The organism is Streptomyces sp. NPDC003697 (assembly GCF_053587115.1).
In genome coordinates this window covers 32,575-44,874 of the sequence record NZ_JBSFNN010000039.1, presented here as the reverse complement: position 1 = coordinate 44,874, position 12,300 = coordinate 32,575, and the positions used below count along the sequence as shown (strand labels likewise).

Genomic DNA, 12,300 nt, shown 5'->3' with positions numbered 1-12,300 from the left:
GCTCGTGCGCGTGGCCCGGCACGAGCGCGGGCCCGAGCCCGGCGCCGTGGCCGTGTTCGGCCCCACCGGCGTGACCGTGGTCGTGCGGGTGCTCATGCCCGGTGCCGTGGTCGGGCGCGTGCCCGATGCCGTGGTCGGGCTCGGGGTGACCGGCGCCCTGGCCGTGGGGGTGACCGGCGTCGTGCTCGCGCTCGTCGTCGTGGCTGTGCGGGCGCGGTGTGAGCGGCGGGCGGTGCGGCGGGGCTCCGTCACGGGCGGCGAGCGCGCGCTCCAGCAGGGTGTCGACGCCGTCGCCGGTGCGCGCGCAGGTCCGTACGATCTCGACCCCGGGGTTGACCTGCCGCACGTGCTCCCGAAAGGCCGCCTCGTCGAACCCGGCGGCCTCGGCCAGATCGGTCTTGGTGAGCACGACCAGGTGCGCGGAGCCGAAGGCGGTGGGGTACTTCAGCGGTTTGTCCTCGCCCTCGGTCACCGCCATCAGCACGATCCGCAGCGTCTCGCCGAGGTCGTAGGAGGCCGGGCAGACGAGGTTGCCGACGTTCTCCACGAACAACAGCGCCGTGTCCGCCGGCAGCCAGCCCTCCAGCCGGGCGCGCACCTGCCGGGCCTCCAGGTGGCACAGCCCGTCGGTCAGCACCTGCCGCACCGGTGCGCCCGAACGGGCCAGCCGGCGGGCGTCGTTCTCGGTGGCCAGGTCGGCGGTCAGGGCGGCCACCGGGACGCCGTGCCCGACCGCGCGGGCCAGCACCCGTCCGAGGAGCTCGGTCTTGCCGCTGCCGGGGCTGGACAGGAGGTTGAAGACCGTCACGCCCTGCCGCGCCAGGTCGGCGCGCAGCGCGGCGGCCAGGTCGTCGTTCTTCGCCAGGACGGCCTGCTTGACATCGACGGACCGGCACATGGCGCTGCTCCTCGGGGTCGGCTCGCGGGTTCGGTTCGCGGCATCGGCTCGGACGGGCGGTGCGGATCGGCCGCCGCGCCGCTACCGATGTTCCGCACGGCCGGCGGCCGACGGTGGCAGACCGGCCGTGTGCGACGGCGCGGATTCCTCCGGGCGGCCCAACGAAGGGGTGGCGACGGGATCGGCGAGCAGGGCGGCGGCCACCGTGTGCAGGGCGCCGACGGCCCGGCCGACGGCCTGCCGGACCGGTGCGCTGAGGCCGGGCAGGATGTCCTCGTCGTCCCGCGGCAGCAGTTCGGGTTCGCAGGCGAGCACGAGGACCCGGGGCAGGGGGCCGTCGCCCAGGCGGGCGGCCAGCGCCAGCACCTTGGCCGGGTCCATGCCGTGGGCCCCCGGCGGTACCGCGGCGGCCGCCTCGCCGGGGAGGTCGGGCTCGACGAGGGAGAGGGTGCCGGGGCGGTGGCCGCGCGGCGCCGCGTCGACGAGGACCACGACCTTGAACCCGTCCAGGAGGGTGTAGGCGAGGTCCAGGCCGCGGATGCCGAAGTCCCGCACCCGCACCTCCGGCGGCAGGGGGCGCGCGCCGAGGGCGCGGATCACCTCGGGGCCGAAGGCGTCGTCCCCGAGGAAGATGTTGCCGACGCCCGCGACCAGCAGGCGCGCCGGGGCCGGCATCACCGGGTGCCCCCGCCCAGCGGGGCGCCGGCCGGGGCCAGTGGCCGGGGGGAGCCGCTCGGCACCTTGCGGACGAACGCGGAACGCAGTGCGTGGTACGGGGCCCCGGGGTCGAAGAAGATGGCGCGCATGCGGTCGAGTTCGGCGCGGCGGTGGTCGGCGAGCGGCCGCAGCGCCTCGTCCCGCTCGCGGGCCGCCGCCTTGGCGGCGATGCGCCGCCGCAGGTCCGGGGAGGCGGCGAGTGCGGCCGCCATGCGGTCGGTCTCGGCGGCGAACTCCCGCGCGGGCACGGGCACCGGACGGTCCACCAGGCCGAGGGCGGCCGCGGCGGCGGCGCTCACCGGCAGGGCCTCGGTCGTCAGCCTCCCGGCGGTCTCGTGACCGGTCCGCCGGGGCAGGCTGTAGGTCCAGAACTCCGAGCCGTACAGGCCCATGCGCCGGTAGTGCGGGTTGAGGACGGCGCCCGTGCGGCACCACACCTCGTCCGCGGCGAGCGCGAGCATGACGCCGCCCGCCGCGGCGTTGCCGCCGAGCGCGCTGACGACGAGCCGGTCGGTGGTGCGCAGCACCGCCTCCACCAGGTCGTTCATGGCGTTGAGGTTGGTCCACGACTCCGCGGCCGGGTCGGGGGCCGCCTCGATGACGTTCAGGTGGATGCCGTTGGAGAAGAAGTCGCGGATCCCGCCGAGCACCAGGACCGGGGTGGGCCGGGTGAGGGCGTGGCGGTAGGCGGCGAGCAGCCGGCGGCACTGGTCGGTGCTCATCGCCCCGCCGGGGAAGGAGAACGTCACGAAGCCGACGTCGCCGCGCTGCCGGTAGCGGATGTCGGCCCAGGTGCGCCTGCCGGGCGGCAGTTCGAGGGGGACGGCGGCCTCGGGCAGCCGCGGGGGGTCCGGGAACGAGGCGAGGACGGCGGCGGCGGGCCGTTTGAAGGGCGCTGGGTCGCCGGACTTCCTGCGGGGCCTGAGTTCCGGGATCCACACGGCGCCGTCGCGGGTCGCCCGGCACACCGCTGCGGCCCGGGTCGCGAGCAGTTCGCCGGGCCTGCCGCGCAGCCGGTCCTCCGGGTGGCCGCCGTGCAGGAACACCTCCCGGCCGAGGAGTTCGTCGAGGACGCCGGGCTGTGAGTCGGCGCCGCGCAGCTTGCGCAGCACCGTGTCGGTGCTGTCGCGCTCCCAGTCGATCCGCCGCTGCGGGGCGCGCATCGCGTCCCGCCGGACCACACGGACGGACGGGTCGCTCTGCGGCTGGGGCTTGTGAGAAGCGTCGCCGTAGCGCCGTACGGCCAGGGACACGGCGGCCATGGCGGCGTCGGACACCTCGTTGCGGTACAGGTCGCTCTTGCCGGTGGGTGCCGTCTCGAAGGGTGCCGCCGCCCAGATGTCGCCCGCGTCCATCGCGGCCTCGGCCTGCAGGACCGTCACACCCCAGCGGGGCGCGTCCTCCGCGATCGCCCAGTCGAGGGAGGACGGGCCGCGGTCCCCGGGCGGGCCGGGATGGACGACGAGGCAGGTGTGCTCCCGCCACACGTCCTCGGGCAGAGCCGTCCTCAGCATCGGCGCGATGATCAGTTCCGGGCGGGTGTCGCGCACGGCGGCCCGGACCGCGTCGTCGCCGTGCGCGGCGAGCACGACGTCCACCCGGTGTCCGCCGTCGGAGAGTTCGGCGTACACACGCTGGGTCAGGCTGTTGAACGCGCTGGCGACGAGCAGGATGTCCATGAGGCGGGATGGTCGCCGGTGGACCGGCTGCCCGGAAGGACCGGCGCGGCGTTTCACCCGCCTCCGCCGGGTCTCTTCCTCCATACGGATCGATTCCCCGGGGTTCTCGGCAGGCGCCGCCGCGGTCGTGCCGTTCCGATCCGCCGGTCCGGTGGGGTGGCGCAGGATCCGCGCTGGTCGGCGCCACCGGCGGGAGTTCGGCCGGTCCTCCGCGGCGCGGCCGGCGCTGCCGGTGCCCACCGTCGCGAACCGGTCCTCGGGCAGCGGCGCGGCAGCGAGGGTGCCGTTCAACCGGAGCGTGTCGCTCCGCTACTTTCCGTTCATCATATGTAATGGTCTGCGCATGATTCAGCAGCAGATCATCGACACCCCCATGCGCCGTCGTCCCCGCCGTCGCGGAGTGCGCACGGCTCTGCTCTTCGTCACGGCCGCCGCGGCGGTCGCCACGGGACCGGAGGCCGCCGCCCAGCCCTCCGGTCGCCACAGTCCGAACTGGGACGCCATCGCGGCGTGCGAATCGAGTGGCAACTGGAAGGCGAACACCGGCAACGGCTACTACGGCGGGCTGCAGTTCACCCAGTCCAGCTGGGTCGCGGCCGGCGGCCGGAAGTACGCCCGCCGGGCGGATCTGGCCACCCGCCGGGAGCAGATCGCCGTGGCCAGACGCCTGGCCCGCATCCAGGGCATGTCGGCCTGGGGCTGTGCCTGGCGCGCCTGACGGGCCGTAGGCGGCCCGTGCGCGCAGCGCGGGCCCCGGCGGCCCCGGCGCCCGGGCGGCCGGGCCGGACGGGCCGGGAGGGGCGGCGGCCCCCGGGTGGCGGATGCCGCCCGGCGGGTGTTCGAGAAGGCCTCGACGCCCCACCGCCCGGCCAGGGACGTATCCGGCGGGCGCCGGACCCGCCGCCCGGGGCCCGCGGCTCTCGCCGGGCACGGAACCGGTCGTGGACGCGCCCGACGGCGGTACGGATCCGGCGGTACGGACGCCGGACCGGGACCGGCGTCCCCGGTCCCGACGTTCGAACCGCCGTCACGCTCCGGTGTCCGGACCGGCGCCGGGACGCCGACGGTCCACCGTCCGCCGGCCACCGTCCACCGCCTGACAGCCCGCCGTCCGACAGCCCGCCGTCCGACGGCCCGCTGTCCGGCAGTGCGCTGTCCGGCAGTCCGTCACCGAGGACCGCCCGCCCGCTCCTCGCCCGTGCCCGGCCCGTGTGCGCGCGTCAGCAGAGCACGTGCAGGGCCCCGGGCAGCACCGTCGCCGTGACGGGCAGCACCGCGTCGACCTCGCCGTCCGCGCCGCAGGGCACCTCACGGTCCGCCTCGATGCGGATGCGCCGGCCCCGCAGGATCCGCACCTCGGGGCGGCCGACGTGGGTGCCGGACTTCAGCTCGTTCATCAGGGTGAAGAACAGCCTGCGCGGTGCCTCCCGGATCATCACCAGGTCGAGCAGCCCGTCGTCGACGCGGGCACCGGGCGCGATCATGCGGCCCGACCCGTAGTAGGCGGAGTTGGCGGCCACCACGGTGTAGCCGCGGTGGGCGTGCTCCTCGCCGTCGACGGTGACGCGGTAGTCCACCGGTCGCCAGGTCGCGACGGCCCGCAGACCGCCGGCGTAGTAGGAGGCGGGGCCCCGCAGCAGTCTCGCGTGGTTGGCGTGCCGGTTGGCGAGCGCGTCGACGCCCGCGTACACGCTGCCGAGCACGACGGTGCGGGAGTGGGCGGCCGACTCCACCTCGATGGTGTCGACGGCGCGCGGGGAGCCGTGCAGCAGGATCGCGGCCAGTGCGGCCGGGTCGGCGGGCAGACCGAGCGCCCGCGCGAAGTCGTTGCCGCGGCCGGCCGGGACGACGCCGAGGACGGTGTCCGTGCCGCTGAGGGCTCCGCCGATCCCGCCGGTGATGCCGTCGCCCCCCACGGCCAGGACCACCCGCTGCCGTTCCCCGGCCCGGCGGGCGAGCTCCTGGGCGTGGGGGAGGCTGGTGCTGTACTCGGTCTCCAGCTCGGCCCCCGCCTCCCTCAGCAGCCGTGCCACCCGCAGCAGCGCGGCGGCCCCGGTGGATCCGCCCGCGGTGGGGTTGACGATGGCGGTGAACTGTCGCATCGGTGCGCCTCCGGGGGCGGGAACGATTTGGTCGCTGCGGTGGGGTGGCGTGGGGTCAGTCGAGGGGCAGGAGCACGCCGGGGTTCAGCAGGCCCTCGGGGTCGAGCCGCCGTTTGACGGCCCGCAGCGCCTCGACGCCGAGCGGTCCGGCCTCCCGGACGTACCCGTCGCGGTGGTCGGTGCCCACGCCGTGGTGGTGGCTGATCGTGCCGCCCGCGGCGAGGATCGCCTCGCCGGCGGCGCGCTTGGCGGGCGCCCAGTGTGCCACGGGGTCGTCGCCCTGGGCGCTGACGACGGTGAAGTACAGGGAGGCGCCGTTCTCGTAGACGTGCGAGATGTGGCACATCACCAGGGGCGGGGTGCCTGCCTCGGTGAGCGTGGTGGTGAGCGCCTCGCGGACGGCGGCGTACAGCCCGGGGACACGGGACCAGAAGGCCGCGGTCTCCAGGGTCTCGGCGAAGGCGCCCGCGTCCAGGAGGGCGTCGCGCAGGTAGGGCGCCGAGTACCGGCCGTGGGCCCAGCGCTCGCCCGGCTCCTCCCCCGCGTACGTGCCCCCGCAGGCGCGCAGCACGGCGGCGGCCCGTTCCCGGCGGTGTGCGGTGTCCTCCTCGGTGCCCTCGTAGCCGGCGATCGCCAGGCAGCCCGCGCCCGACTGCCCGTCCGGGGCGCCGATGGCGTCGGGCTGGGCGAGGCCGATCAGCGTCTCGGTCTCGTCGGACAGGCGCAGCACGGTCGGCCGGGGCCCGTCCTGGGCGAGGCGGCGCAGGGCGGTGGCCCCCTCCTCGAACGAGGCGAAGCGCCAGCCTTCGTGAACGCGGGCCCGCGGGGCGGGCCGCACCCGCACGGTCACGGACGTGATGACGCCGAACGCCCCCTCGGAGCCGAGGACGAGCTGGCGCAGGTCGGGTCCGGCCGCCGATCGGGGGGCACGGCCGACGTCCAGGGTGCCCTCGGGGGTGGCGAGGGTGAGGCCGAGCACCATGTCGTCGAAGCGGCCGTAGCCGGCGGAGGCCTGACCGCTGGAGCGGGCCGCGGCGAAGCCGCCGATGGTGGCCCACTCGTAGGACTGCGGGAAGTGGCCCAGGGTGAAGCCGTGCCCGGCCAGCAGCGCCTCGGCCCGCGGGGCGCGCAGCCCGGGCTGCAGCGTGGCGGTGCGGGAGACGGGGTCGAGGGCGAGCAGCGCGTCCATGCGGCGCAGGTCCAGGGCGACGAACGGGCGGCGCCGCTCGGGCGCGAGGCCGCCGACGACGGAGGTGCCACCGCCGAACGGCACGAGGGCCAGGTGGTGTTCGGCGCAGGCGCGCAGCACGGCGAGCACCTCGTCGTGGCCGGCGGGCAGCACCACCGCCGCCGGGACGTCGGCGACGTCGCCCTCGCGGATGCGCAGCAGGTCGGGGGTGGACTTGCCCCGGGTGTGCCGGATGCGGGCCTCCGCGTCGATGCGGACGTGGGCCTCGTCGCCGACGGCGCCGGCCAGGGCGCGGAGCGCGGCCGGGCCGAGCGGCGAGGCGGGGACGGCGATGTCGTCCAGGGTGACCGGTGCGGTGGCGCGGGGCCTGACCCCCAGCAGATCGCGCAACAGCCCGACCACCGTGCCGGGCAGCGGCGTGGCCCTGGCCGGGTCGCCCCAGCCACTCCACAGCATGTCCATGGGGTTGTTCCTCACCGGTCGTGTCGAAGGTCGGGTTCTGTCGCGCGGGTCCCGCTGAGCGGCCCACGGGGCGTTACACTGTGACACATGACGCCTATTCGTCACAACAGCTCGGACAGCGATCCGGTGCTCGACGCCGTCCGCGACTGCGTCCTGGCCGTCGGCGTCCGCCGTACGACGCTGACGGACGTGGCCCGCCGCGCGGGCGTGTCCCGGATGACGCTCTACCGGCGCTGGCCGGACGTGCGCACCCTGGTCGGCGACCTGATGACCCGGGAGTGGATCGCGATCGCCACGGGGGCGATGCCCGAGCGCCGCCCGGGGACGTCCACGCGCGCCCTGCTCGTCGACGGGCTCGTGGCGGGGGTGGCGGCCTTCCGCGCGCATCCGCTCTTCCAGAAGATCGTCGACGTCGACCCCGAGCTGCTCCTCCCCTACGTGCTGGACCGGCGCGGGGCCAGCCAGGAGGCCCTGCTCGGGCTGCTCGCCGACGCTCTGCACGAGGGGCACGCCGACGGATCGGTGCGCCCGGACCATGCCGGACGGCAGGCCCGCGCGCTGCTCCTGCTGGTGCAGTCCTACACCCTGTCGCTGCGGACGATGACCGACGAGGAAGACCCCGAACTGAGCACCGGCGCGTTCCTCACGGAGCTGCGCACCACCCTGGAGAGGACCCTGACGCCATGACCTCCCGCACCGGCCCGGTCGCACCGGGGTCCTCCCTGACCGCCGTCCGGCGGGCGCGCGAACTGGCCGCCACCGCCGGCGGCCCGCCCGTGGACGTCCTGGTCGTCGGACTCGGCGCGACCGGCGCCGGAGCCGCTCTGGACGCCGCGGCCCGCGGGCTGGCGGTCGCCGCCGTCGACGCCCACGACCTCGCCTTCGGCACCTCCCGCTGGAGCTCCAAACTCGTCCACGGCGGACTGCGCTACCTGGCCTCGGGCCAGTTCGACGTGGCCCGCGAGAGCGCGGTGGAACGCGGTGTGCTGATGGAGCGCACCGCCCCCCACCTGGTGCGCGCCCAGCCGTTCGTACTGCCCCTGACACCGCTGGTCTCGCCCGGTCAGGCCGCGCTGGCCCGGGCCGGGTTCCGGGCCGGCGACGCCCTGCGCCTCGCGGCCCGCACGGCCCGCGCCACCCTGCCCGCGCCCCGGAGGCTGTCCGCCGTGGAGGCCCGTCACCTCGCGCCCGCGCTGCGCGGCGCCGGACTGCGCGGCGGGCTGCTGTCGTGGGACGGCCGCCTCGTGGACGACGCGCGCCTGGTCGTCGCGGTCGCCCGGACCGCCGCGGCCCGCGGCGCACGCGTCCTGACCCGGGTCCGGGCGCTCGAACTCACCGCCGCCGGGGCCCGGATACGGGACGAACGCACCGGCGAGGAGGGCGAGATCCGGGCCCGAGCGGTGATCAACGCCACCGGCGTGTGGGCGGACGGCCTGGTGGACGGCATCCGCATCCGGCCCTCGCGGGGCACCCATCTGGTCCTGCGGTCCGGGCACCTCGGCGACCTGCCCGCCGGGCTGCACATCCCGGTCCCCGGCGAGACGAACCGCTTCGTCCTCGTCCTGCCGCAGGGCGACGGCCGGGTCTACGTGGGGCTCACCGACGAGCCGGTGGAGGGCGGCGTCCCGGACGTCCCCGAGGTACCGGAGACCGACGTCGGCTTCCTGCTGGACGTCCTGAACTCCGCGCTGGACGTCCCCGTCCACCGGCGGGACGTGGTCGGCGCCTTCGCCGGGCTGCGTCCGCTCCTCGATACCTCGGGCCCGGCGTACTCCGGCGCGGCGCCGCGGACCTCCGACATCTCGCGCAGGCACGCGGTGCTCACCTCGCCGGAGGGCGTGGTCACCGTCGTGGGCGGCAAGCTCACCACGTACCGGCGCATGGCCGAGGACGCCGTCGACGCGGCGATCGCCGCCCGCCGCCTCACGGCGGGGCCCTCACGCACCACCGCCCTCCCCCTCGTCGGCGCCGCACCGCCGCCGGTCCTCGCCGCACTGGAGGCGCCGCGCCATCTGATCCGGCGGCACGGCACCGAGGCCGTGGCCGTCCACGCCCTGGGCGCCCGCGACCCGCGGCTGCGCGAACCCGTCCTGGACGGGCATCCGGTGACCCGTGGCGAGCTGCTGTGGGCCGTCCGCCACGAGGGCGCGCTCGACGAGGACGACCTCCTCGACCGCCGCACACGCATCGGCCTGGTCCCCGACGACCGTACGGCGGCGCTGCCGGCGGCCCGGGAGGCGCTGGGCGAGGTCGTGGTGTGAGGTGCCTGGGTGCCGCCGCGCCGCCGTCGGCACCCAGGCACCCGGCACCCGGCACCCGGCACCCGGTGAAGCCGGACGGCCGGCGACGGGGGCGTGGGGCTCGGTTACAGTGCTCCACCGGATCAAGGGGGCCAGGATGCTGACAGGGGCGGGCGGCGTGCGGCGGGGCGCCGCGCACGCGTGGGTACTGGGCGGGGTACTGGGGATCGTGCTCACGGGCTGCTCCTCCGGCCCGGAGACGGACACACCGCCGCCGACGGCCTCGGCGGTCACGACGGCCGGCGCCGTCGCGAAGAGCGGCGGAATCATCGGTTCGGCCGGCTCGGCGTGCGCACTGCCCGTCACCTTCGACGTCGCCGAGGGCTGGAAGGCGAAGGCCGTGCGGTCCGGAACCGCAAAGACGCCTTCCGCACAGGACTCCAAAAGCCCCGGCGCCGGCGCGCGGGAGCTCGCGGACGCCCTGCTCCGCCAGGGCCCCGTGACCGCGGTCTGCGAGATCGACGCCAAGCCCGCGGGGAACATCGGCTTCCTGCGCGTGTGGACCGCCGGGCCGGGCCGGGACGACGCGCGGACGGTGCTGGGGAAGTTCGTGGCCGCCGAGGACGGGGCGGGCAAGGCCCGGTACAGGGCATTCACGGCCGGCGGCCTCGACGGCGCCCAGGTCGGCTACCTCGTCACGAACGAGTTCCTCGACGAGCCGAAGAAGGAGAGCGCCCTCGCCGTCGTCACCCGCAGGGGCCCGGTGGTCCTGCACCTCGGCGGGCTGGACAGCGAGGAGCACGAACAGATGCTGCCCGCCTTCGAACTCGCCGCGAGGACCCTGCGAGGCTCCTGACCCGCGCGGACCGGACGGCGGCGTCCGGTCCGCGCGGGTCAGGAGGCTCACCGTCCCCTGCCGCCGTCGCCCGGGCGTCCGCTCGCCGACTCCCGCCTGCCCGGACCGCGTCACCCGCGCCACCCGAACGAACCGCCGTCACGGCGAGCCGTCGCCGGTCCCGTGGCGCCGCCGCGAGGCGCGTCCGGCACCGTCCTCCGGCCCCCGCGCGAGGGCTTCCGCGCCGTGTCGACGCGGGTGCGCCGGGTACCCGACGGATGCACGTGGGGGCCCGGCGCGCCGCCGGGCCCGGCACGGTGGCGGACTGTCCGGCTCGGTGAACGGAGTACTCATGACCCAGAGCGAAGGCGACGCGGCTCCCGCCCGGCACGCGGGTTCCCCGGACCTTCGTCTGGCGGCGGGGGGCGGCGGCGGACAGCCGCCTTCCCACGAACCGCGGCCCGCTGTGCCGGTGGGCGCACTGCCCCACGATCGCAACCAGGCGATCCTGGAGGCGGCCAAGCAGGTGGGCGCCCTGCTGAAGAAGAAGGGGCACGCGTTCGCGCTGGCGGGCAGCGTCGCCGCGTACGCGCACGGCGGCAGCGAGAACCTGCAGCACGACGCGGACTTCTGCGTACGGCCCGAGGACGCCGAGGCGGTGGCCGACACGCTGCGCGAGGGCGGCCTGACCGTGTACACCCCGCCGGAGGACTGGCTGATCAAGGCCAAGTGCTTCGACCAGGACATCGACATCATCTTCGAGCTGGCCCACCAGCCCGTCTCCACGGGCATGCTGGGCCGGGCCGAGGAACTGCCGGTCGACTCGGTGAGAATGCCCGTGCTGGCGCCGACCGACCTCCTGTGCAGCCTCATCGCGGCCTTCTCCGAACACCACTGCGACTTCGGCGCGGTGCTGCCCATCGCCCGCGCCCTGCGCGAGAAGGTGGACTGGGATCGCGTCCGCCGCGACTGCGGGGAGGAGCCCATGCCCGCGGCCTTCTTCTTCCTCCTCGAACAGCTGAACGTCATCCCCCCGCGGAAGGAGACGTCGTGAGCGACCACGACGCAGGGCGCGACCGTGGCGCTGCGGGCGCCCAGAACCTGGAGTACCGCGCCGCACACCTCAGTGACCGGATCGCGGCCGGCCCCCTCGGTGAACTGGGCGTGCGGCTCGAAGTCCGGGGCGAGGCGGTGCTGTTGACCGGCACGGTGCCGTCCGCGCACTGCCGCGACGAGATCTGCCGGACCGTGCAGGAGGAACTGGCCGGGCACCCCGTCCACTGCGACATCGTGGTCGCCGAGACCTCGTCCCCCGACCACGCGGAGGAACTCACATGATCCGGATCGCGGCCGTGGGCGACATCCACCTGGGCACCGAGAGCCAGGGAGTGCTGCGCCCCGCCTTCGAGACCCTGCCCGACTGCGCCGACCTCCTGCTGCTGGCCGGCGATCTCACCCGGCTCGGCACGGTGGAGGAGGCGCGGGTGGTGGCACGGGAGATCAAGGACCTCGGGGTCCCGGTCGTGGCCGTGCTCGGCAACCACGACCACCACGCCGGACGCCCCGACGAGGTCACGGCCGTCCTCGAGGACGTCGGCGCCCAGGTCCTGGAAGGACGCGGGACGGTCGTCACCTGCGGTGACGCCCGGGTCGGCGTCGCCGGCACCAAGGGCTTCGGCGGCGGCTTCGCCGGCCGCTGCGCCGGCGAGTTCGGCGAGCCGGTCATGCAGGAGTTCGTGCGGTACTCGCGGCGGTGTGCGGACGGGCTGCGCACCGCCCTCGAGGACCTGGGCGAGCAGGGCTGCGACGCGCGCATCGCGCTGACCCACTACTCCCCCGTGCCGGAGACGCTGGCGGGCGAGCCCTTGGAGATCTACCCGTTCCTCGGCAGCTACCTGCTGGCCGAGGCGATCGACACGGCGGGCGCCGACCTGGCCGTCCACGGGCACGCCCACGCCGGCACGGAGAACGGTATGACCACGGGCGGCGTGCGGGTGCGCAACGTCGCACAGCCGGTCATCGGCCGTGCCTTCCACATCTACCACCTGCACCCGCGGGAGGCCGTCCCGGCGGGCGCGGCCCGCACCGGGGAGGACGCCACCGGAAGCCGGTCCGGCTGAACCGGTCGCCCAGCCGTCGCGCGGCGCGGACGAACCGCCCCACCGGCGGGCGGGCGTT

Annotated in this window: 11 protein-coding genes and 1 pseudogene; 7 read left to right on the top strand and 5 right to left on the bottom strand. The window is 75.9% G+C overall.

The window, feature by feature from the left end; all coding sequences use genetic code 11:
- Positions 1-163 precede the first annotated feature (163 nt).
- From hypB to ACWDNY_RS17530, 3 genes and pseudogenes are all read right to left on the bottom strand, one after another.
- Positions 164-898, bottom strand: a pseudogene (gene hypB / locus ACWDNY_RS17540) (hydrogenase nickel incorporation protein HypB); the annotation flags it as partial.
- Positions 899-979: 81 nt separating this feature from the next.
- Entirely contained in the window at positions 980-1,573 is a 594-nt protein-coding gene (locus ACWDNY_RS17535; protein ID WP_451646639.1) for a hydrogenase maturation protease, read from the bottom strand.
- Positions 1,573-3,294, bottom strand: a complete 1,722-nt coding sequence (locus ACWDNY_RS17530; protein WP_451646638.1) for a hydrogenase maturation protein — start codon at positions 3,292-3,294, stop codon at positions 1,573-1,575. Before ACWDNY_RS17530 ends, ACWDNY_RS17535 begins: the two co-directional genes overlap by 1 nt.
- Positions 3,295-3,637: 343 nt before the next feature.
- Between ACWDNY_RS17530 and ACWDNY_RS17525 the strand changes: the two genes are divergently transcribed.
- Complete coding sequence (locus ACWDNY_RS17525) at positions 3,638-4,012, top strand: transglycosylase family protein (RefSeq protein WP_451646637.1); 375 nt, start codon at positions 3,638-3,640, stop codon at positions 4,010-4,012.
- Between the two features lie 502 nt (positions 4,013-4,514).
- On the opposite strand, the gene ACWDNY_RS17520 is transcribed toward ACWDNY_RS17525, so the two are convergent.
- Together ACWDNY_RS17520 and ACWDNY_RS17515 are read right to left on the bottom strand one after the other, a co-directional pair.
- Positions 4,515-5,396 (bottom strand): YegS/Rv2252/BmrU family lipid kinase, encoded by an 882-nt coding sequence (locus ACWDNY_RS17520; protein ID WP_451646636.1) that lies wholly within the window; start codon positions 5,394-5,396, stop codon positions 4,515-4,517.
- A gap of 55 nt (positions 5,397-5,451) precedes the next feature.
- Positions 5,452-7,047: an FAD-binding oxidoreductase gene (locus ACWDNY_RS17515; RefSeq protein ID WP_451646635.1), complete on the bottom strand. Its 1,596-nt coding sequence runs from the start codon at positions 7,045-7,047 to the stop codon at positions 5,452-5,454.
- Positions 7,048-7,134: 87 nt separating this feature from the next.
- Between ACWDNY_RS17515 and ACWDNY_RS17510 the strand changes: the two genes are divergently transcribed.
- The 6 genes from ACWDNY_RS17510 to ACWDNY_RS17485 all read left to right on the top strand — a co-directional run bounded on the left by ACWDNY_RS17510 (position 7,135) and on the right by ACWDNY_RS17485 (position 12,242).
- Positions 7,135-7,734: a TetR/AcrR family transcriptional regulator gene (locus ACWDNY_RS17510; RefSeq protein ID WP_451646634.1), complete on the top strand. Its 600-nt coding sequence runs from the start codon at positions 7,135-7,137 to the stop codon at positions 7,732-7,734.
- Positions 7,731-9,308: a glycerol-3-phosphate dehydrogenase/oxidase gene (locus tag ACWDNY_RS17505; protein ID WP_451646633.1), complete on the top strand. Its 1,578-nt coding sequence runs from the start codon at positions 7,731-7,733 to the stop codon at positions 9,306-9,308. Before ACWDNY_RS17510 ends, ACWDNY_RS17505 begins: the two co-directional genes overlap by 4 nt.
- A 136-nt stretch (positions 9,309-9,444) precedes the next feature.
- Positions 9,445-10,143, top strand: coding sequence for a lipoprotein (locus ACWDNY_RS17500; RefSeq protein WP_451646632.1), 699 nt, complete (start codon positions 9,445-9,447; stop codon positions 10,141-10,143).
- A gap of 331 nt (positions 10,144-10,474) precedes the next feature.
- Positions 10,475-11,176: a nucleotidyltransferase family protein gene (locus tag ACWDNY_RS17495; protein ID WP_451646631.1), complete on the top strand. Its 702-nt coding sequence runs from the start codon at positions 10,475-10,477 to the stop codon at positions 11,174-11,176.
- Positions 11,173-11,460 carry a hypothetical protein gene (locus ACWDNY_RS17490; RefSeq protein WP_451646630.1) on the top strand — a complete coding sequence of 96 codons (288 nt, stop codon included), beginning with the start codon at positions 11,173-11,175 and terminating at the stop codon, positions 11,458-11,460. The genes ACWDNY_RS17495 and ACWDNY_RS17490 overlap by 4 nt, the downstream gene beginning before the upstream one ends.
- Positions 11,457-12,242 (top strand): metallophosphoesterase family protein, encoded by a 786-nt coding sequence (locus ACWDNY_RS17485; RefSeq protein WP_451646629.1) that lies wholly within the window; start codon positions 11,457-11,459, stop codon positions 12,240-12,242. Before ACWDNY_RS17490 ends, ACWDNY_RS17485 begins: the two co-directional genes overlap by 4 nt.
- Positions 12,243-12,300 lie beyond the last annotated feature (58 nt).